21 protein-coding genes and 1 tRNA gene are annotated in these 19,892 nt (G+C 71.7%); 21 read left to right on the top strand and 1 reads right to left on the bottom strand.

What is annotated here, in order from left to right:
* Nucleotides 1-50 precede the first annotated feature (50 nt).
* The 3 genes from rosag_RS20375 (at nucleotide 51) to rosag_RS20365 (ending at nucleotide 2,705) form a co-directional block, all read left to right on the top strand.
* A complete protein-coding gene (locus rosag_RS20375; protein ID WP_284352014.1) occupies nucleotides 51-1,478 on the top strand; it encodes an aspartate ammonia-lyase in 1,428 nt (475 codons plus the stop codon).
* A 125-nt stretch (nucleotides 1,479-1,603) separates the two neighbouring features.
* Nucleotides 1,604-2,140, top strand: a complete 537-nt coding sequence (locus tag rosag_RS20370; RefSeq protein ID WP_284352013.1) for an RrF2 family transcriptional regulator — start codon at nucleotides 1,604-1,606, stop codon at nucleotides 2,138-2,140.
* 7 nt (nucleotides 2,141-2,147) lie between these two features.
* Nucleotides 2,148-2,705, top strand: a complete 558-nt coding sequence (locus tag rosag_RS20365; RefSeq protein WP_284352012.1) for a hypothetical protein — start codon at nucleotides 2,148-2,150, stop codon at nucleotides 2,703-2,705.
* A gap of 69 nt (nucleotides 2,706-2,774) precedes the next feature.
* Here the strand turns inward: rosag_RS20365 and rosag_RS20360 are convergent.
* Nucleotides 2,775-2,858 (bottom strand) — tRNA-Leu (locus rosag_RS20360).
* 160 nt (nucleotides 2,859-3,018) lie between these two features.
* Here rosag_RS20360 and smpB point away from each other — a divergent pair.
* The 18 genes from smpB (at nucleotide 3,019) to rosag_RS20270 (ending at nucleotide 19,849) form a co-directional block, all read left to right on the top strand.
* A complete protein-coding gene (gene smpB, locus rosag_RS20355; protein ID WP_284352011.1) occupies nucleotides 3,019-3,501 on the top strand; it encodes an SsrA-binding protein SmpB in 483 nt (160 codons plus the stop codon).
* Nucleotides 3,502-3,511: 10 nt separating this feature from the next.
* Nucleotides 3,512-4,894 (top strand): N-acetylmuramoyl-L-alanine amidase family protein, encoded by a 1,383-nt coding sequence (locus tag rosag_RS20350; RefSeq protein WP_284352010.1) that lies wholly within the window; start codon nucleotides 3,512-3,514, stop codon nucleotides 4,892-4,894.
* Nucleotides 4,891-5,865, top strand: a complete 975-nt coding sequence (locus rosag_RS20345) for a dihydroorotate dehydrogenase (RefSeq protein ID WP_284352009.1) — start codon at nucleotides 4,891-4,893, stop codon at nucleotides 5,863-5,865. The genes rosag_RS20350 and rosag_RS20345 overlap by 4 nt, the downstream gene beginning before the upstream one ends.
* A complete protein-coding gene (gene pyrF / locus rosag_RS20340) occupies nucleotides 5,862-6,581 on the top strand; it encodes an orotidine-5'-phosphate decarboxylase (RefSeq protein WP_284352008.1) in 720 nt (239 codons plus the stop codon). Before rosag_RS20345 ends, pyrF begins: the two co-directional genes overlap by 4 nt.
* Before the next feature lie 113 nt (nucleotides 6,582-6,694).
* Nucleotides 6,695-6,811: a 50S ribosomal protein L36 gene (gene rpmJ / locus rosag_RS20335; RefSeq protein WP_275830641.1), complete on the top strand. Its 117-nt coding sequence runs from the start codon at nucleotides 6,695-6,697 to the stop codon at nucleotides 6,809-6,811.
* Between the two features lies 1 nt (nucleotide 6,812).
* Nucleotides 6,813-7,190 (top strand): 30S ribosomal protein S13, encoded by a 378-nt coding sequence (gene rpsM / locus rosag_RS20330; protein WP_284352007.1) that lies wholly within the window; start codon nucleotides 6,813-6,815, stop codon nucleotides 7,188-7,190.
* A complete protein-coding gene (rpsK, locus tag rosag_RS20325) occupies nucleotides 7,190-7,567 on the top strand; it encodes a 30S ribosomal protein S11 (RefSeq protein ID WP_284352006.1) in 378 nt (125 codons plus the stop codon). The genes rpsM and rpsK overlap by 1 nt, the downstream gene beginning before the upstream one ends.
* A 3-nt stretch (nucleotides 7,568-7,570) precedes the next feature.
* Nucleotides 7,571-8,206, top strand: coding sequence for a 30S ribosomal protein S4 (gene rpsD / locus rosag_RS20320; protein WP_284352005.1), 636 nt, complete (start codon nucleotides 7,571-7,573; stop codon nucleotides 8,204-8,206).
* Nucleotides 8,207-8,435: 229 nt separating this feature from the next.
* A complete protein-coding gene (locus rosag_RS20315; RefSeq protein ID WP_284352004.1) occupies nucleotides 8,436-9,509 on the top strand; it encodes a DNA-directed RNA polymerase subunit alpha in 1,074 nt (357 codons plus the stop codon).
* A gap of 3 nt (nucleotides 9,510-9,512) precedes the next feature.
* Nucleotides 9,513-9,866: a 50S ribosomal protein L17 gene (rplQ, locus tag rosag_RS20310; protein WP_284352003.1), complete on the top strand. Its 354-nt coding sequence runs from the start codon at nucleotides 9,513-9,515 to the stop codon at nucleotides 9,864-9,866.
* Between the two features lie 11 nt (nucleotides 9,867-9,877).
* Nucleotides 9,878-10,096: a 50S ribosomal protein L28 gene (gene rpmB, locus rosag_RS20305; protein ID WP_284352002.1), complete on the top strand. Its 219-nt coding sequence runs from the start codon at nucleotides 9,878-9,880 to the stop codon at nucleotides 10,094-10,096.
* A gap of 91 nt (nucleotides 10,097-10,187) precedes the next feature.
* The gene (gene gmd / locus rosag_RS20300) at nucleotides 10,188-11,165 is read left to right on the top strand and encodes a GDP-mannose 4,6-dehydratase (RefSeq protein WP_284352001.1); all 978 of its coding nucleotides are present in this window, start codon (nucleotides 10,188-10,190) and stop codon (nucleotides 11,163-11,165) included.
* Complete coding sequence (locus rosag_RS20295) at nucleotides 11,162-12,145, top strand: GDP-mannose 4,6-dehydratase (RefSeq protein ID WP_284352000.1); 984 nt, start codon at nucleotides 11,162-11,164, stop codon at nucleotides 12,143-12,145. The genes gmd and rosag_RS20295 overlap by 4 nt, the downstream gene beginning before the upstream one ends.
* 31 nt (nucleotides 12,146-12,176) lie before the next feature.
* Nucleotides 12,177-15,476: a carbamoyl-phosphate synthase large subunit gene (gene carB / locus rosag_RS20290; protein ID WP_284351999.1), complete on the top strand. Its 3,300-nt coding sequence runs from the start codon at nucleotides 12,177-12,179 to the stop codon at nucleotides 15,474-15,476.
* The gene (locus rosag_RS20285) at nucleotides 15,473-16,090 is read left to right on the top strand and encodes an acyltransferase (RefSeq protein WP_284351998.1); all 618 of its coding nucleotides are present in this window, start codon (nucleotides 15,473-15,475) and stop codon (nucleotides 16,088-16,090) included. Before carB ends, rosag_RS20285 begins: the two co-directional genes overlap by 4 nt.
* Nucleotides 16,087-17,142, top strand: a complete 1,056-nt coding sequence (locus rosag_RS20280) for a Gfo/Idh/MocA family protein (RefSeq protein WP_284351997.1) — start codon at nucleotides 16,087-16,089, stop codon at nucleotides 17,140-17,142. Before rosag_RS20285 ends, rosag_RS20280 begins: the two co-directional genes overlap by 4 nt.
* A 166-nt stretch (nucleotides 17,143-17,308) precedes the next feature.
* On the top strand, nucleotides 17,309-18,421 hold the full coding sequence (locus rosag_RS20275) for a DegT/DnrJ/EryC1/StrS family aminotransferase (protein WP_284351996.1): 1,113 nt from the start codon (nucleotides 17,309-17,311) through the stop codon (nucleotides 18,419-18,421).
* A gap of 36 nt (nucleotides 18,422-18,457) precedes the next feature.
* Nucleotides 18,458-19,849: a nucleotide sugar dehydrogenase gene (locus tag rosag_RS20270; protein WP_284351995.1), complete on the top strand. Its 1,392-nt coding sequence runs from the start codon at nucleotides 18,458-18,460 to the stop codon at nucleotides 19,847-19,849.
* The last annotated feature ends 43 nt before the right edge of the window (nucleotides 19,850-19,892 follow it).

Raw genomic sequence — 19,892 nt, 5'->3', positions numbered from 1 at the left:
CGATCGTCCGCACCTTCCGCACGCCTCCGTCGACCTTCACGACTGCTCTCATGTCCGACGCCTTCCGCACCGAAAAGGATCCCCTCGGCCCCCTCGAGGTCCCGGCCGACGCCCTGTACGGCGTGCAGACGCTGCGCGCCCGCCAGAACTTCCCGATCAGCGGCCTGAAGCCGCTCTGGCCGTTCGTGCAGTCGCAGGTGTGGATCAAGAAGGCCGCGGCGCTGACGCACAAGGAGACCGGGCGCCTGGACGCGAAGGTCGCCGACGCGATCGTGCAGGCGGCCGACGAGGTGCTGGCGCGCAAGCACGACGAGCACTTCGTCGTCGATCCGTACCAGGCCGGCGCGGGCACGTCGCACAACATGAACGCGAACGAGGTGCTGGCGAACCGCGCCAACGAGATCCTCGGCGGGAAGCGCGGCGAGTACAAGCCCGTGCACCCGAACGACCACGTCAACATGGCGCAGTCGACCAACGACACGATCCCGACGAACATCCGCCTCAGCGCGCTGTCGCAGCTGCCGGCGCTGGTCGCCGCGTTCGAGGGGCTGCGCGACGCGCTGGCCGACAAGGGGCGCGAGTTCGACCACATCGTGAAGGCGGGCCGCACGCACCTGCAGGACGCGATGCCCATCCGCCTCGGCCAGGAGTTCGCGGCCTATGCGCGCTCGATGGACCGCGCGACGCGCCGCGTGAAGGAGGCGGCGGACTACCTGCGCGACCTCGGCATCGGCGGCTCGGCCGTCGGCACCGGCGTGACGGTGGAGAAGGAGTATCCCGAGCTGATGAACAAGCACCTCAAGGCCATCACGGGTCTCGAGCTGCGCGTCGGCGAGGACCGCATCCAGCTGATGCAGAGCATGGGCGACGCGGCGGCGTTCAGCGCGACGCTGCGCGGCCTCGCGATCGACCTCTCGAAGATCGCCAGCGACCTGCGCCTCATGGTGATGGGCCCGCGCACGGGCATCGACGAGATCAAGCTGCCGGCCGTGCAGCCGGGCAGCTCGATCATGCCGGGCAAGATCAACCCGTCGATCCCGGAGATGGTCAACCAGGTGTGCTTCCAGGTCATGGGATGCGACACCACGGTGGCCATCGCCAGCGAGCACGGGCAGCTCGAGCTGAACGTCATGATGCCCGTCATCGCGCACAACATCCTGCTCTCGATGCAGATCCTCACCAGCACGGCGACCGTGCTGACGGAGAAGTGCGTGAAGGGCATCGAGGCCAACGAGCCGATGCTCGCGTACTGGGTGGAGCGCTCGGCCGCCCTCGCGACCGCGCTCATGCCGCACATCGGCTACGCGAAGGCCGCGGAGCTGAGCAAGCAGTCGGTGAAGGAGGGGGTGCTGATCCGCGACATGGTCAAGCGCGACCAGCTCCTGCCGGCCGAGCAGATCGACGAGGTGCTCGACCTGCGGAAGATGACCGAGATCGGCGTGCCGGGCGGCGCGCACGCGATGGTCGCGGGCGGCTGACGGGAGCGAACGCGGACTCGCGCCCCTTCGGCGCTCGGCGCTCGGCGCTCGGCCAGGGTGTTCGACTGGCCGAGCGCCGAGCGCCGAGCGTTGAGCGCCGAATGGGTTTGAGGTAGCTTCCGATTGTGCGTATCACCACCTGGGCCGAATACGGCCTGATCTGCGCCCTCCACCTGGCCCGCCGCGCGAGCGAGGGTCCCGTCACGGGCCGCGACGTCGCGACGAAGGAGAACCTGCCGACGGACTACGTCGAGCAGATCCTCCTGCGGCTGCGCCGCGCGGAGATCATCCGTTCGGCCCGCGGCGCGCGCGGCGGCTATACGCTCGCGCGCCCGGCCGAGGAGATCACGGTGCGCGAGGTGATCGCGGCGTCCGAGCTCGAGACCTTCGAGCTGCACTGCGCCACGCATCCGGTCGGGGAGGAGCGCTGCTCGGCCGCGCACAGCTGCTCCATCCGCCCCGTGTGGATGATGCTGCAGAAGCGGATCGACGACGTGCTGGACAGCGTCCGGCTGTCGGACCTGATGCACGACGAGATGGTGGTGCGGGCGCGCGTGGGGCTCGGCCCCAAGGCGCCGACGCAGCTGGCCGCGGCGCACGAGCGCCGGCGTCGCACGACGGCGGTCGCCGTCGACCGCCGCCTCCCCATCCTCCAGGACTGAGGACCGCATGCCGTCGCTCTTCGGTGGCGGCGCGGCGCGCGAGGGCCGGCAGAAGGCGGCCGGCTACGTCCGCGCCATCTGGGCGGATCCCGCGGAGTCCGACGTCGCCTGGCTCGCGACCACCGCGACTGGCGGCGATCTGGACCACGCGCGCTGGGAGCTGCGCTACGCCCGCCGCGCGCTCGGCCTCCTGGCCGCGCAGCGCGACGCGCTCGACGACCGGACGGGCTCGCTCGTGGCCCACGCCGTGTCCGAGGCCATGCTCTCGGACCCCGCCGTCGCCGTGAGCGCCGCCGCGCTGGCCGAGCGGCAGTTCAACGACCGGCTGACGGCTTACCGGGACGCACTGCAGCAGCGGTCGCGCGAGACGCCGGGCACCCGGCTGGGACGCGTGCTGCTGGTGTTCGCTGGGTCGGTGCGCGCGGCGCGGGGCGCCGGGCTGCAGCCGGCGGGCGAGCTGCTCGCGCGCTACCTCGACGAGGCCAACGCGGCGCTCCGCCAGGCCTTCGGGTCGGTGGACCTGCCGGAGGACGCGCGTCCCTCGACGCTGGGCCGCTCGCACTGATGCGGCAGGTGAGTCGCTGAAACGACGAAGGGGCGAGCCGGCTGGCTCGCCCCTTCTGCTGTCGTACCATGCTCAGGGGGGGACTTGAACCCCCACGTCGTCTCCGACACAGGCTTCTGAGACCTGCGTGTCTACCAGTTCCACCACCTGAGCGGCGCGCGCGGCATGGACCGCGCGAGAGCAGTAAGTGTAGTCGAGGCAGGTGCGTGCGTCAACGCTCGCCCGGCCGCGCCGCGGCACGGCCGCCGCGTTGCCGCGCTTCGCCGGCCACGACTAACTTGCCGCCGCTCCGCCTCACGCCGCTCCCCACACGATGGCCAAGTCCGCGCAGCACGGCGACCAGAAGTCCGCCGACGGTTCGATCGCGCGCAACAAGCGCGCGCGCCACGACTACCACATCCTCGAGACGTGGGAGGCGGGCATCGCGCTGCTCGGCACCGAGGTCAAGGCGCTGCGCGACGGGCGCGCCAACCTCACCGACGCCTACGGCGTGGTGAAGGACGGCGAGGTGTTCCTGCTCAACCTGCACATCGGCCACTACGGGATGGGCGGGGGCTTCAACCACGAGCCGACGCGCACGCGGAAGCTGCTCCTGCACCGCAAGGAGATCCGCAAGATGATCGGCGCCGTCGAGCGGCAGGGCCTCACGCTCGTCCCGCTCGACCTCTACTTCAAGAACGGCCGCGCGAAGGTCGCGCTCGCCCTGGGCAAGGGCAAGAAGGAGCACGACAAGCGGCAGGACCTGCGCAAGAAGGACGACGAGCGGGACATGGCGCGCTTCGCGCGCGCGCGCTGACGGAGCGAAGGTGCTGCTCCCACTCCTCTGGCTCCTGCAGACGGCGCAGCCACCGGCGCGCCCCAGTGCGACGGCACCCGCACGCCCGTCGGCCACGCGCCGCGCCGCCACGGTCGCCGGGCCGGGCACGCTGCTCGTCGTGGGGCAGGGAGGCATCGAGCGGCAGGTGCTCCTGATGGAGGAGCGTGACGCCGGCGGCGGGACGCGCAGCTACGTGCGGGCCGACCAGCTGGCGGCCGCCGTCTCGGGCGCACTCGCGGAGGATGGGCCGGGGCGCTGGCGGCTGCGCCTCCCCGGCCGGACGCTGACGCTCCGCGAAGGGATCCCCTTCGCGATCCTCGGCGCCGACTCGGCCGCCGACGAGCTGCCGCTGGCGAGCGCGCCGATGCTCGAGGGGGAGCGGCTCTGGCTCCCGCTGCAGCTCCTGACCGACGCGCTGCCGACCGTCGCGCCGGAGATCGCGTACGACGCCGAGCGGCGCGCGCTGACCTTCGGCCGCCGGCGCACGACGGCGCCGAGCGCGCCGCCGCGCGCGGTGGCTGCCGCTCCGGCGCCCGCGCCGGTGGCCGAGGATTCCAGCGTCCGCCTGCCGACCATCATCGGGCCGCGTCGCCCGGCCCCGGACGTCGTCGAACGCGCGTCCGCGCCGCCGCCGAGCTCGCTGGGGCAGCGCGTGGTGGTGATCGACGCCGGACACGGCGGCCCGGACGCCGGGATGCAGGGCCCCCTCGGCGGCGGGCCGCGCATCCGCGAGAAGGACGTGACCCTCTCCGTGTCGCTGGCGCTGCGAAACGCGCTGCGGCAGCGCGGCGTGGGCGTGGCGATGACCCGGACCACGGACACGCTCATCGCGCTCGCGGACCGGGGGCGGATCGCCAACCAGAAGCAGGGCGACCTGTTCGTCTCGATCCACGTCAACGCGGCGAATCCGGCGTGGCGCGATCCGGCGGCGACGCGCGGCTTCGAGACCTACTTCCTCTCCGAGGCGAAGACCGCCGACGACCGACGGGTGGCCGACCTCGAGAACGAGTCCGTCCGCTTCGAGGGGGCGTCGACGGCGGGGAAGGACGACCCGCTCTCCTTCATCATGCGCGACATGGCGCAGAACGAGCACCTGCGCGAGTCGAGCGAGCTGGCGTCGATCGTCCAGCGGCGGCTCGCGCGGGCGCATCCGGGGCCGAGCCGCGGCGTGCGGCAGGCCGGGTTCCGGGTGCTCGTGTCGGCGTTCATGCCGGCGGTGCTGGTGGAGGTCGGCTTCGGCTCCAACCCGGCCGACGCGGCGTGGATGAGCAGCGCGGCCGGCCAGCGCGAGATCGCGGAGGCGGTCGCGGACGCGGCCGTGGACTACCTGAAGCGGTACGAGCAGCGCCAGCGCGCGGGAGTCCGCCAGTGACCGCGGTCGCGCCGCCGGCGCCGACGCTCCCACGGAGCGTCGCCGACGCGGGCCCGCTCGCGATGGCGGTCGCGGGGCTGTCGTTCCAGAACCCGGTAGTCCTCGCGTCCGGCACGGCGGGCTACGGCCACGAGCTGCGCGAGGTCGTGGACCTCGAGCGGCTGGGCGGGATCGTCACCAAGGCCGTCAGCGTCGAGCCGCGGAAGGGGAACCCGGCGCCTCGCGTGGCGGAGTTCCCGGGCGGGATGATCAACGCGGTCGGCCTCGCGAATCCCGGGCTCGAGGTCGTGCGCCGCGACCACCTGCCGCGCCTCGCGGCGCTCGTCTCGCGCGCCCGCGTGCTGGTGAACGTGGTCGGCTTCGCGGTCGACGAGTTCGCGCGCGTGGTCGAGGGCCTGGACGACGCGCCCGCGGTCGAGGGGTTCGAGCTGAACGTGAGCTGCCCCAACGTAAAGGCTGGCGGGGCTGAGTTTGGCTCCGATCAGCTCGCGCTGCGTACCGTGGTCGAGAGCTGCCGCCGGGCGACCCGGAAGCCGCTCGTGGTGAAGCTCTCGCCGGTGCTCCCGCAGGTGGCCGAGACGGCGCGGATCGCGGTGGACTCGGGGGCGGACGCGCTGACGCTGACCAACACGATCCCGGGCCTCGTCGTCGACGTGGACGGTCGGCGGCCCGCCCTGGGCTTCGGCTCGGGCGGGGTGAGCGGCGCCGGCCTGGTGCCCGTCGGGGTGCTCGCGACGTGGCGGGTGCGGCAGGCGGTCCGGGTCCCGATCGTAGGGCTGGGCGGCGTCCGGAGCGCGCACGACGCGCTGCAGTACCTGCTGGCCGGGGCGTCGCTGGTGGGCATCGGCACCGCGGCGATGCAGGACCCCCGGCTCCCGGAGCGCGTGGTCCGCGACCTGGACCGCTGGCGCGATCGGCACGGCGTGGCGCGGCTGGCCGACGTCGTGGGAACCCTTCAGTGGCCGACATGACCCCGACCGATCCGGCGCCCGCGCGCGGCATCGTCGCCCTCGACGTCCCCGACCGCGCCGCCGCCGTGGCGCTCGTGGACCGGCTGGGCGACGCCTGCGACTTCTACAAGGTGGGGCTGGAGCTGTTCACGGCGGAGGGGCCCGACGTCGTGCGCTGGCTGCGCGGGCTCGGGAAGGACGTCTTCCTCGACCTCAAGTTCCACGACATCCCCAACACGGTGCGCGGCGCCTGCCGGTCGGCGGCGCGGCTGGGCGTCCGGCTGGCGACCGTGCACGCGTACGGCGGGCCGGCGATGCTGGCCGCGGCGGTCGAGGGGGCGGGGGATCAGGGCGACGCCCACGGCTGCGGGATCCTCGCCGTGTCGGTGCTGACGTCGCACTCGGCCGCCGATCTGGGCGCCGCGGTGGGTCGCCCCGTGTCCGACGTGCGGGAGGAGGTGCTCCGGTTGGCGGGGCTGGCGCGCACCGCCGGCACGCATGGCCTGGTGTGCAGCGGCCACGAGGCGGCGGCGGTGCGGGCCGCGCACGGCGATGCGCTGGCGCCGCTGGTGCCGGGCGTGCGGCTGGCGGGCGACGCCGCGCACGATCAGGCGCGCGTCGTGACGCCGGAGGGGGCCGTGGCCGCGGGGGCGCGCTACGTGGTGCTGGGGCGCACGGTGACGGCGGCGCCCGACCCGGTGGCGGCGATGCACGCGGCGCGCGCGGCGCTGCGGTGACGCGAGTGCCCTTTCCGTGCCGCGGCCGAGCACGGGGGGTTGCATGATGAGGCTAAGCCCATTTAATTCCGGGTCTTGGCCGCAAATTTCATCCGGTTCGACTGGAGCGCACTGTGAAAGTCCGCAGCAGCGTGAAGCCGATCTGCGAGCACTGCAAGGTCGTCAAGCGCGACGGCGTGACTCGCATCATCTGCTCGCGCAATCCCAAGCACAAGCAGCGTCAGGGCTGATATGGCACGTATTGCCGGCGTCGATCTCCCTCGCGACAAGAAGGTCGAGATCGGGCTCACCTACATCTTCGGGATCGGCCGCGCCACGGCGCTCGCCATCATCGAGGCGACGGGGGTGAACCCCGCACAGCGCGTCCGTGATCTGAGCGACGCCGATGTCGCGCGACTTCGCGCGGAGATCGAGCGTGCCCACAAGGTCGAGGGCGCCCTCCGCACCGAAGTCGCGATGAACATCAAGCGGCTGATGGACATCGGGTCCTACCGCGGGATCCGTCATCGCCGTGGCCTGCCGGTCCGGGGTCAGCGCACGCACACGAACGCGCGCACCAAGAAGGGCCCGCGCCGCGCCATCGCCGGCAAGAAGAAGGTGACCAAGTAATGGCTACTGCGAAGAAGACCAAGAAGGTCGTCGAGGCCGAGGGCGTGGCGCACGTGCAGGCCACGTTCAACAACACGACGGTCACGATCACCGACAGCCGCGGCAACGCGATCGCCTGGGGCTCGTCGGGCAAGGCGGGCTTCAAGGGGTCGAAGAAGTCGACGCCGTTCGCCGCCACGGTCGCCTCGGAGCAGTGCGCGAAGGAAGCGCTCTCCGCCGGCGTGCGTCGGGTGCACGTGCGCGTCCAGGGCCCGGGCTCGGGTCGCGAGAGCGCCATCCAGGCGCTCGCGTCGGCCGGCCTGCAGGTCAAGTCCATCAAGGACGTCACCCCGATTCCGCACAACGGCTGCCGGCCGCCGAAGCGCCGGAGGGTCTAACCAATGGCGCGTTACACGGGTCCCAGCTGCCGGCAGTGCCGGCGCGAAGGGACGAAGCTGTTCCTGAAGGGCACCAAGTGCTTCACCGAGAAGTGCCCGGTCGAGCGTCGCCCGTACGCCCCCGGCCAGCATGGCCAGGCGACGGCCCGCCGCCGCAAGGTCTCTGAGTACGCCAAGCAGCTGCGCGAGAAGCAGAAGATCAAGCGCATCTACGGGATCTCGGAGCGCCAGTTCCGCAACACGTTCGAGAAGGTCGCGACCCAGCAGGGCATCACGGGTCACAACCTGCTCGCCGCGCTCGAGAGCCGTCTCGACAACATCGTGTACCGCATGGGCTTCGCGCCGAGCCGCAAGGCGGCCCGCCAGCTCATCCGGCACCGCCACGTCGAGGTCAAGCAGCGCACGGTGGACGTCCCCAGCTTCCAGGTGAAGCCGGGTGAGGAGATCCGCGTGAAGCAGGCCTCGCGCGAGATGCCGCTCGTGATGGCCGCGATGGACCAGTCGTCGCGCGGCGCCCCGCTGTCGTGGATCGCGGTCGACAAGGAGTCGTACTCCGGCCGCATGCTCGAGCGCCCCGCGCGCCAGAGCATCCCGATCGCGGCGCAGGAGCAGCTGGTCGTCGAGCTCTACTCGAAGTAAGCCGTATCCTCCTCGCGCCCTCCGGGGCGCGCGGAGTGTCCGCGGGCGCGGTCCCAGACCGCGCCCGCGTTCAAATAAGATGGACCGACCCGGTGCCGACGCATCGCGGTCGGCACGGGTCGGGACCTTCACTCCCCAACGAGCCTGCCGCGCGTGAAGGGCGGGGCAGGGCGTCGCCGGAGCCCGTCGTGAGACGGTTCCCCGGTCGGACCAGGACAGAACTCACCGCATGGCCACCACCATCGATCTCCGCGGGCTCGTCCGGCCGCAGCTCGTCGAGTCGACGAAGCGCACGGACAACCCGAACGTCGCCGAGTTCAACCTGCAGCCGCTCGAGCGCGGCTTCGGGCACACGCTCGGCAACGCGATGCGCCGCCTCCTGCTGTCGTCGCTCCGCGGCGCGGCCGTCTGGGGCTTCCGCATCGACGGCGTCGTGCACGAGCACCAGACCATCCCGGGCGTCGTCGAGGACGTCCACCAGATCATCGGCCAGCTCAAGACGCTCGTCCTGCAGATGGACGAGGACGTCGAGAACGCCGTGCTGCGCATCCAGAAGTCGGAGGCGGGCCCGGTGACGGCCGGCGACATCCAGGCGCAGTCGGGCGTGCGCGTGGTCGAGGCGGGGCACCACCTGTTCACGCTCCAGGAGGACCGGGAGCTGAACGTGGAGCTCTACGTGAACAAGGGGCGCGGCTACGTCGAGAGCGACCAGCACCCGGTGGACCGCGGCCTGCCCGTGGACCTCGTGCGCGTGGACGCGATCTACAATCCCGTGCGCCGCGCGAACTTCGCCGTCGCCGAGACGCGCGTCGGGCAGCGCACCGACTACGACCGCCTGACGCTGACGGTCGAGACGAACGGCACGATCACGCCGGAGGAGGCGGTCAGCTACGCCGCCGCGCTGGCGCAGACGCACTTCCAGTACTTCGCGGGCTTCGGCTCGCACGCGGCGGCCGCGGTGGCCGCGGGTGGGGACGCCTCGGGCGGCGACGCGCGCCGGATGGCCGACCTGCTGCGCACGCCCATCGACGACCTCGAGCTCTCGGTGCGGAGCGTCAACTCGCTCAAGAACTCGAACATCCGTACGCTCGGCGACCTGGTCCGGCAGACGGAGAGCCAGATCCTCCAGGTCAAGAACTTCGGCAAGAAGTCCCTCCAGGAGATCGCCGATCTCCTCGAGCGCGAGGGACTGAACTTTGGCATGCGCTACGAGGAAGCCGGCGACGGCGTGCGGATCACCGATTGGGGAACCGCGCCGAGCCGGGCGGCCGCGAACGCGCCGGAAGACGACGACGAGGAGTAGACAATGCGTCACCGTAAGGCCGGGCGGCAGCTGCGCCGCACCAGCGAGCAGCGCCTCGCGCTGCTCCGCAACCTCGCGACCTCGCTCATCGAGCAGGGCGCGATCGAGACCACCGAGGCGAAGGCGAAGGAGCTCCGTCCCTTCGTCGAGAAGCTCGTGACCAAGGCGAAGAACGGCACGCTGCACGCGCGCCGCCTGGCCGGCCGTCACGTGCAGAAGCGCGACGCCGCGGACAAGCTGTTCCGCGAGTGGGGCCCGAAGTTCGCCACGCGACCGGGCGGCTACACCCGCATCCTGAAGACCGGCCACCGCCGGGGCGACGGGGCGGAGATGGCGCGCATCGAGTTCGTGAGCTGAGGAACCGACACATGGCCATCAACCGCAGCCGCTGCTACACCTGCAACAAGGGTGTCGCGTTCGGCAACAACGTCTCGCACGCGAACAACAAGACGCGCCGCACCTGGAAGCCGAACCTCCAGGTCGCCCGCATCGCGTCCGAGGGCAAGATCATCAAGGTCAAGGTCTGCACGTCCTGCCTGAACGCGGGCAAGGTGCAGCGCGCGCCGCGCGGCGTCGCCGCCGTCTGACAGCGTCCGACCGCGCGCTTGATCGACTCGTCGTCGTGAAGAAGGGGAGCCCCCGCGGGCTCCCCTTCTTCGTGCGCATATATTCCGCGCCATGCCTACCGCGCTCATCACCGGGATCACCGGCCAGGACGGGTCGTACCTCGCCGAGCTGCTGCTCGAGAAGGGCTACCGCGTGGTCGGGATCGTCCGCCGCAGCTCCACCACGCCCTACGAGCGCATCGGCCATCTCGTCGACCGCATCGAGCTGGTGTCGGCCGACCTGCTCGACCAGACGTCGCTCACCGACGCCGTCGCCGACACGCAGCCCGACGAGATCTACAACCTCGCCGCGCAGAGCTTCGTGCAGACGTCCTGGAACCAGCCGGTGCTCACCGGCGAGTTCACCGCGCTCGGCGTGACGCGCATGCTCGAGGCGATGAAGAAGGCCGCCCCCAGGGCGCGGTTCTACCAGGCCAGCTCCAGCGAGCAGTTCGGCAAGGTCGTCGAGACGCCGCAGCGCGAGACGACGCCCTTCTATCCGCGCTCGCCGTACGGCGTGGCCAAGGTGTACGGGCACTGGATCACCGTGAACTACCGCGAGAGCTTCGGCCTCTACGCGGTGAGCGGGATCCTGTTCAACCACGAGTCGCCGCGGCGCGGGCTGGAGTTCGTCACGCGCAAGATCAGCGACGGCGTTGCGCGCATCGCGTGCGGGCTGTCGACGGAGCTGCGCCTGGGCAACCTCGAGGCGCGGCGCGACTGGGGCTTCGCCGGGGACTACGTCGACGCGATGTGGCGCATGCTGCAGCAGGACGCCCCCGACGACTACGTCATCGGCACCGGCGAGACGTGGAGCGTGCGCGAGTTCTGCGAGCTCGCGTTCAGGGTCGCGGACCTCGACTACCGCGAGTTCGTCAAGACCGACAAGCGCTTCGAGCGTCCCGCGGAGGTAGACCTGCTCGTGGGCGATCCGAGCAAGGCGAAGGCGCAGCTGGGCTGGGAGCGACGCGTCAGCTTCCCGGACCTCGTGTCGATGATGGTGCACGCCGACATGGAGCGCTACCGGCTGCAGGGGCACGCTCCCCGGTGACCGGCTCGGTGAGCGGCCGCGCGCTCGTCACCGGCGCGTCGGGCTTCGTCGGCCGCTGGCTGATCGACGCGCTGGCGGCGGACGGCTGGGACGTCACGGCCGCCGCCCCGCATCAACCCGACGCCGCGTCGCTCAGCGATGCCGGGCGCGCGGCGCGGTGGATCGCCGGCGACGTGCGCGACCTCGCACACCTGACCGAGGCGCTCGACGTCGCGCGCCCCGACGCGATCTTCCACCTCGCGGGCGTGACGTTCGTGCCGGCGGCCTCCAAGGATCCCGGCGCCACCGCGGAGGTCAACGTCGTCGCCGCGGCGCGGCTGCTCGGCCTCGTGCGCGAGCGGCGCGCCGCCGGCACCCTGGACCCGACGGTGCTCGTCGTCGGCAGCGCCGAGCAGTACGGCCGCCACGACGACGCGGAGCTGCCGCTGACCGAGGACGCCGAGCTGCGCCCGCACACCGTCTACGCGGCGACCAAGGTCGCGCAGGAGACGATGGCGCTGGAGGCGTGGCGCTCCGCGGGCGTGCGCGTGATAGCGACGCGCAGCTTCAACCACAGCGGGCCGGGGCAGGCGTCGCGCTTCCTGCTGCCCGGGCTCGTGGGACGCGCGCGGAAGCTGGCCGCCGCCGGCGCGAGCGCCGGCCCGCTGCTCGTCGGCAACCAGGACACGTCGCGGGACTTCCTGCATGTGAGCGACGTCGTGGCCGCCTATATTGCCCTGATCGCCCGCGGCCGGCCGGGCGACGTGTACAACGTGGCGAGCGGCGTCGGCCACAGCGTCGGCGCGCTCGCCCGCGTCGTGCTCGCCCGCTTCGGGCTCGACGTGCCCGTCGAGAGCGATCCGGCGCTCGTCCGCCCGGTGGACGTGCCGGCGCTCGTCGGCAGCTCCGCCAAGCTGCAGGCGCACACGGGCTGGGCGCCGCGCCGCTCGTTCGACGCGCTGCTCGACGACCTGATCGCCGCACCGCCGCCGCCCGCCTGACCGCCACTCCGTCCGACTCACCACGCCAGCCATGCCTCGCCGCAACGACCTCCACAAGATCCTCGTCATCGGCTCGGGCCCGATCATCATCGGGCAGGCCGCCGAGTTCGACTACTCGGGGACGCAGGCCGTGAAGGCGCTGCGCGAGGAGGGCTACGAGGTCGTCCTGGTGAACTCGAACCCGGCGACGATCATGACGGATCCGGAGTTCGCGGACCGCACGTACGTCGAGCCGGTGACGCCGGAGTACGTCGAGCGGATCGTCGCGCGCGAGCGCCCCGACGCGATCCTCCCGACCATGGGCGGCCAGACGGCGCTCAACGTCGCGATGGCGCTGTCGCAGAACGGGGTGCTGGAGCGCTACGGCGTGGAGCTGATCGGCGCCGACGCGCGCTCGATCAAGATGGCCGAGGACCGCCAGGAGTTCGAGAAGGCGATGCAGCGCATCGGGCTGCAGACGCCGGCCGGCAAGTTCGCGACGACGTGGGACGAGGCGCTGGCGATCGTCGAGTGGACGGGCTTCCCGGCGATCATCCGCCCGTCGTTCACGCTGGGCGGCTCGGGCGGCGGCATCGCGTACAACCGCGACGAGTACGAGGCGATCGTGCGCCGCGGGCTCGACCTGTCGCCCGTGAAGCAGGTGCTCATCGAGCGCTCGCTGCTCGGCTGGAAGGAGTTCGAGCTGGAGGTGATGCGCGACTCCGCCGACAACGTCGTGATCGTCTGCTCGATCGAGAACTTCGATCCGATGGGCGTGCACACGGGCGACTCGATCACGGTCGCGCCGGCGATGACGCTGACGGACCGCGAGTACCAGACGATGCGCGACGCGGCGTGCGCGATCATCCGCGAGATCGGCGTCGCCGCCGGCGGGTGCAACATCCAGTTCGCCGTCAACCCGGCCAACGGCGAGATGGTCGTGATCGAGATGAACCCGCGCGTCTCGCGCTCCTCGGCGCTGGCGTCGAAGGCCACCGGGTTCCCGATCGCGCGCATCGGCGCCAAGCTGGCCGTCGGCTACCGCCTGGACGAGGTGCCGAACGACATCACGAAGACCACGCCCGCGTCGTTCGAGCCGGTGCTGGACTACGTGGTCGTGAAGTGCCCGCGCTTCGCGTTCGAGAAGTTCGTCGCGTCGGACCCGCGCCTCACGACGCAGATGAAGAGCGTCGGTGAGAGCATGGCGATCGGCCGCACGTTCAAGGAGGCGTTCCAGAAGGCGCTGCGCGCGCTGGAGACGGGGCGTCCGGGATGGGCGATCGGCGCGACGCCCTCGGACGACCGCCTGGCCGACGACGAGCTGACGACGCTGCGCGCCGCGCTCCGCCAGCCGACGCCCGAGCGCGTCTTCCAGATCAAGCGCGCGCTGCTCGCCGGCCTGTCGGTCGACGAGGTCTACGAGCTCTCCAAGGTCGATCCGTGGTTCCTGCACCAGCTGCAGGAGCTGATCGACGCGGAGCGCGCGTACGCGGCGCTTGGCGCGGTCGAGAGCACCGACCTGCGCCAGATGAAGCGCCTCGGCTTCTCGGACCGCCAGCTGGCCGCGCTGCGCGGCGAGACCGAGGGCGACGTGCGCGCGCGCCGCTGGTCGCTCGGCGTGCGGCCGGCGTACAAGATGGTCGACACGTGCGCGGGCGAGTTCCCGTCGTCCACGCCGTACCTGTACGGCAGCTACGACGAAGAGAGCGAGGCACCCCGCAGCGGCCGCAGGTCGGTCGTGATCCTCGGCTCCGGCCCGAACCGGATTGGACAGGGCGTCGAGTTCGACTACTGCTGCGTCCGGGCCGCCCTCGCGCTGCGCGATGCGGGCTACGAGACGATCATGGTCAACTCGAACCCCGAGACCGTCTCGACGGACTTCGACATCTCGGACAAGCTGTACTTCGAGCCGCTGACGCTCGAGGACGTCCTGGAGATCGTCGAGCGTGAGCAGCCGGTGGGCGTGATCGTGCAGCTCGGCGGCCAGACGCCGCTCAAGCTCACGCGGCCGCTGGAGGCCGCGGGGGTGCGCATCCTCGGTACCTCGCCGGACGCCATCGACATCGCCGAGGACCGCCGCCGCTTCGAGGAGCTGGCGCGCGAGCTGGGGCTGACGCAGCCGCCCAACGGCACCGCGACGAGCGTCGAGGAGTCGGTGGCGATCGCCAACCGCGTCGGCTACCCGGTGCTCGTGCGCCCGTCGTACGTGCTCGGTGGGCGCGCGATGGAGATCGTGTACGACGAGGCGTCGCTCCGCGAGTACTTCACGCGCGCGGTGCAGGTCTCCGAGGACCGCCCGGTGCTGATCGACCGCTTCCTCGAGGACGCGTACGAGGCGGACGTCGACGCGGTGAGCGACGGCGAGCGGGTGGTCATCGGCGCGGTGATGCAGCACATCGAGGACGCGGGCATCCACTCGGGCGACTCGGCGTGCGTGCTGCCGCCGTACATCCTCACCGAGCAGGACCAGGCGACGATGCGCGAGCAGACCGTCGCGCTGGCGAGGAAGCTCGGCGTCGTGGGACTGATCAACGTGCAGTACGCGATGCGCGACGGGCAGGTGTACGTGCTGGAGGTGAACCCGCGCGCCAGCCGCACCATCCCGTTCGTCAGCAAGGCGGTGGGCGTACCGCTGGCGTCCGTCGCCGCGCGTGTCATGCTCGGCGAGACGCTGGAGCAGATCGGCTACACGCAGGAGATCGTGCCGCACTACGTGGCGGTGAAGGAGGCGGTGTTCCCCTTCAACAAGTTCCGCGAGTTCGATCCGGTGCTCGGCCCCGAGATGCGCTCGACGGGCGAGGTGATGGGCATCGCCGACTCGTTCGGCGCGTCGTTCCTGAAGTCGCAGCTGGCCGCCGACAACCAGCTGCCGGCCGAGGGCGCGATCTTCGTGACGGTGAACGATCGCGACAAGCCGACCGTGCTGCCGATCGTGCGCCGCTTCTACGAGATGGGCTTCCGCCTCTACGCCACCGAGGGCACGGCGCGCTTCCTGACGCAGCGCGGCGTGCCCTGCGAGCGCGTGTTCAAGCTGCACGAGGGGCGGCCGAACGGCCTGGACCTGATCGTCAACGGCGACATCCAGCTCCTCATCAACACGCCGATGGGCAAGAGCGCGCAGGTGGACGACTACCGCCTGCGCCAGGCGGCCATCGCGCGGCGCCTCGCCTACACGACCACGCTCTCCGCGGCCAACGCGGCGAGCGACGCGATCCTGTCGATGCGGTCGCGGCCGGGGCAGGTGCGCTCGCTGCAGGAGTGGCACGCCACGCTGGGCGAGAACGGTGGCGCGGGTGCCGCGCACGCCGAGCCGGCCGCCACGCTCGACGCCTCCGGCCCGACGCGCTCGTGACGATCCATCCGACGGCCTCCATCCACGCCTCCGCCTTCGTCGACGAGGGCGCGCAGATTGGCGCCGACACGAAGGTCTGGCACTTCTGCCACGTGATGCCCGGCGCGGTCATCGGCGAGCGCTGCTCGCTGGGCCAGAACGTCGTGGTGATGAACCGCGTGCGCATCGGCGACAACGTCAAGATCCAGAACAACGTCTCGGTCTACGAGGGCGTGGAGCTGGAGGACGACGTGTTCTGCGGGCCGTCGATGGTGTTCACCAACGTGCTCAACCCGCGCAGCCACGTCTCGCGCAAGCACGAGTACCGCCCGACGAAGGTCGGGCGCGGCGCCTCGATCGGCGCCAACGCGACCATCGTCTGCGGCACGACGCTCGGCGAGTACGCGTTCGTGGGCGCGGGCGCGGTGGTGACGCGCGACGTGCCGGCGTACGCGCTCGTGGTGGGCGTGCCCGCGCGGCAGCGCGGCTGGATGTGCCAGTGCGGCGAGCAGCTGGAGCTGCCGGTGGCGACGCCCGACGCCGCGGTGCGCTCGACGTGCCGCGCCTGCGGCACCCGCTACCTGCTGGTGGGCGACGTGCTGCGCCTGGCCGAGGTGCGGGAGGCGGACGCGTGAGCGCCGCGGCGGGGACCGGCCGCACGTTCCGCATCGCGCTCGTCGGCTGCGGGCGCATCAGCAAGAACCACTTCGAGTCGATCGCGCGCGTGGACGGGCTGGAGCTCGCGGCGGTGTGCGACGTGGTGCCCGAGCGGGCGCAGGCCGCCGGTGCCGCGCACGGCGTGCCGGCGTTCACGAGCTACGAGCAGATGCTGCGCGAGGCGGAGTTCGACGCGGTGGCCATCTGCACGCCGTCGGGGCTGCACCCGGCGCACGGCGTGGCGGCGGCGCGGGCGGGGAAGCACGTCATCTCCGAGAAGCCGATGGCGATCTCGCTCGAGGGCGCCGACGCGCTGGTGCAGGCGTGCGACGACGCGGGCGTGCACCTGTTCGTCGTGAAGCAGAACCGCCTCAACGCGCCCATCCAGCTCGTGAAGCGCGCGATCGACAAGGGACGCTTCGGCCGGCTGTACATGGCCACCTGCACCGTGCACTGGACGCGCCCGCAGGACTACTACGACCAGGCGCCGTGGCGCGGGACGTGGGAGTTCGACGGCGGCGCGTTCATGAACCAGGCGTCGCACTACGTGGACCTGGTGCAGTGGCTCATGGGCCCCGTGGAGAGCGTCGTCGCCAAGACCGCGACGCTGGCCCGGCGGATCGAGGCCGAGGACTCGGGCGCGGCGGTGATGCGCTTCCGCAGCGGCGCGCTGGGGGTCATGGACGTCACCATGCTGACCTTCCCACGCAACCTCGAGGGCTCCATCACCCTCCTGGGCGAGAAGGGCACCGTGAAGATCGGCGGCACGGCGGTGAACCGGGTCGAGACCTGGCAGTTCGCCGACTACGACGACGACGACAAGCTGGTGGAGCAGGCGAGCACCAACCCGCCGACGGTCTACGGCTTCGGGCACGAGGCGTACTACCACAACGTGCTGGCCGTGCTGCGCGGCGAGGCGCCGCCGGAGACGGACGGGCGGGCGGGCCGCAAGTCGCTGGAGCTGATCCTCGGGATCTACGAGTCGGCGCGGACGGGGCGCGAGGTGCCGATCCCCCTCCGGGTGCGCTGAACGACGGCGGGCCCGGCCCCGCCTGCCGCGGCCCGATTCCGTTGACTTCGCCTGGCGGGCCGGGCACCTTTCGCTGTTCGCACGGGTTCGGCGCGTCGCGCCCCCGTGCCTCAGGTGCGGGCGCGGTCGCGGTCGCGCCGCCCGGCACCGTCCCCCGCGTCCCCACATGCCCGTCCCGCTCCTCGATCTCCGCGCCCAGCACGCCACCATCCGCGACGACGTCGTCGCCGCGATGCTCGAGGTGGTGGACGCGCAGGCGTTCATCCTCGGCGAGCCGGTCGCCAAGCTGGAATGCGAGGTCGCGGGGCTCTCGCGCACGAGGTACGCGGTGGGCTGCGCGAACGGCACGGACGCGATCCTGCTCGCGCTGCGCGCGCTCGACGTGGGGCCCGGCGACGAGGTGGTGACGACGCCGTTCACCTTCTTCGCGACCGCCGGCACGATCCACAACGCGGGCGCGCGGCCGGTGTTCGTCGACATCGACCCGGCGACGTTCAACATCCTCCCCGACGCGGTCGCGGCGGCGGTCGGCCCGAAGACGAAGGCCGTGATCCCCGTCGACCTGTTCGGCCAGATGGCGCCGATCGAGCAGGTGCAGCTGGCCGCGCGCGGCCTGCCGGTCATCGAGGACGCCGCGCAGACGATCGGCGCGCGCCGCATGATCGACGGCGAGTGGCGCATGGCCGGCGAGGCCGCGACCATCGGCACGTTCAGCTTCTTCCCGTCGAAGAACCTGGGCGGCTACGGCGACGGCGGCATGATGGTGACGCAGGACGAGGCGCTCAACACGCGCCTCCTCAAGCTGCGCACGCACGGCTCGCAGAAGACGTACTTCCACGAGCTGGTGGGGTACAACAGCCGCCTCGACGCCCTGCAGGCCGCCGTGCTGCGGGCCAAGCTGCCGCACCTGGCCGCGTGGAGCGCGAAGCGCCGCGAGAACGCCGCCTACTACGACGCGGCGCTCGCCGACGTGGCCGAGATCCGCACGCCGTACGTCGACCCGGCCAACGAGTCGATCTACAACCAGTACACCATCCGCGCCGACCGGCGCGATACGCTGCAGGCGCACCTGAAGGAGCGCGGGATCGGCTCGTCGATCTACTACCCGCTCCCGCTGCACCTGCAGCCCTGCTTCGCGTACCTGGGCTACCGCGAGGGGCAGTGCCCCGAGGCGGAGCGCGCCGCGCACGAGGTCCTGTCGCTGCCGATCTACCCCGAGCTGACGCAGGCGCAGCTCGACGAGGTGATCGGCGCCGTGCGCGCGTTCTACGGCCGCTGAGCCGTGCCCTCCTCCCACCGCCCTGACGTCGTCTCCATGAAAGCGCAGCTGCTGGGCAAGATCGCGGACCGCTCCGCCGTCGTCGGCGTGGTGGGGCTCGGATACGTCGGCCTCCCGCTGGCGATGGAGTTCGCCAAGGCCGGCTTCACGGTCATCGGCTACGACGTGAGCCAGCGGGTCGTCGACCTGCTGAACCGCGGCGACTCGCACATCCAGGACGTCCCCGCGGCCGAGGTGAAGGCCCAGGTGGACGCGGGCCGCTTCGTCGCCAGCGCCGAGGAGGCGCGGCTGCGCGAGTGCGACGCGATCTCGATCGCCGTGCCGACGCCGCTCTCCAAGACGCGCGACCCGGACATGGCGTTCGTGCTCGCCGTCGCCGACGCGATCCAGCGGCAGGCACGCCCGGGCATGGTCGTCGTGCTCGAGAGCACCACGTATCCCGGCACGACGCGCGAGCTGCTGCAGCCGCGCCTCGAGGCGGCCGGCCTGACGGTCGGCGAGGACGTGTTCGTGGCGTTCAGCCCCGAGCGCGTCGATCCCGGCAACGCCAAGTACCACACGAAGAACACGCCGAAGGTCCTCGGCGGCATCACCCCCGCCTGCGTGGAGGTGGCGTCGCGCCTCTACGAGTCGTGCATCGACACCGTGGTGCCGGTGTCGTCGCCCGAGGCCGCGGAGCTGGTGAAGCTGCTCGAGAACACGTTCCGCGCGGTGAACATCGGGCTGGTGAACGAAATCGCCATCGTGTGTGACAAACTGGGCGTGGACGTCTGGGAGGTCATCGACGCGGCGGCGACGAAGCCGTTCGGCTTCATGAAGTTCACGCCGGGGCCCGGCATCGGCGGGCACTGCATCCCGCTCGATCCGCACTACCTCGCGTGGAAGATGCGGACGCTGAACTACAAGACGCGCTTCATCGACCTGGCGAGCGAGATCAACTCGTCGATGCCCGACTTCGTGGTCGAGAAGGTCGCGCACGCGCTGAACGACGACCGCAAGGCGGTGAAGGGGAGCCGCGTGCTGGTCCTCGGCATCGCGTACAAGCGCGACATCGACGACATGCGCGAGAGCCCCGCGCTGGACGTCATGCGCCTGCTGGAGCAGCGCGGCGCCGAGGTCGCGTACCACGACCCGCACGTGCCGACCTTCCGCGAGGAGGGGCAGACGCACCACGGCGTGGAGCTGACGGCCGAGGAGCTCCGGCGCGCCGACGCGGTCGTCATCGTGACCGACCACAAGGCGATCGACTGGCAGTTCGTGGTCGACCATGCGGGCGTCGTCGTGGACACGCGGAACGCGGTGGCCAAGCTGCGTCCGAGCCGGGCGCGCATCGTCCCGCTGTCGACGTCGCGCGTGACGGGGGCGGGGGAGGGGAACGGGGTGCCGACGCTCCCGCCCGCGGCCCCGGCCGCGCCGGTGGCCCGCTGAGCCCGCCGGGACCCGCCCTGCCGATCCCGGGTACGACACGCGT

Source organism: Roseisolibacter agri (assembly GCF_030159095.1).
In the GTDB taxonomy this organism is placed as follows: domain Bacteria; phylum Gemmatimonadota; class Gemmatimonadetes; order Gemmatimonadales; family Gemmatimonadaceae; genus Roseisolibacter; species Roseisolibacter agri.
Note: the sequence above shows the minus strand (reverse complement) of the source record. Positions and strands in the feature narration are given on the sequence as shown.